Genomic DNA, 334 nt, shown 5'->3' on the forward strand with positions numbered 1-334 from the left:
CGCGCTCGTCGAGCCCAGCCGTGACTGGCTGATCTCGGCACCGGACTCCCAGGTGGCCCGCTCGGCGGGGCCGAGGGTCGGTCTGGCCGACGTGGCGGCCGTGACCGCGATGACCCAGGCGCTCGTCGACCTCGACCACCAGTACGGCAGCGGACATGTCCGGCCCGTCGTCGTTCACTACCTCAACAGCGTCGTCTCGGGGCTGCTGGCCGGCTCCTACCGGGAGGCGGTGGGGCGAGAGTTGTTCGCGGCGGTGTCCCGACTGACCGAACTCGCCGGGTACATGGCCGTGGACACCGGGCAACCCGGCCTCGCCCAGCGGTACTACATCCAG

1 pseudogene is annotated in these 334 nt (G+C 71.3%); it reads left to right on the forward strand.

Going from position 1 to position 334, the window contains the following annotated elements:
- Positions 1-334: pseudogene (locus tag AOK15_RS48245) on the forward strand (transcriptional regulator); the annotation flags it as partial.

The organism is Streptomyces ossamyceticus (assembly GCF_001418475.1).
GTDB classification, from domain to species: Bacteria; Actinomycetota; Actinomycetes; order Streptomycetales; family Streptomycetaceae; genus Streptomyces; species Streptomyces ossamyceticus.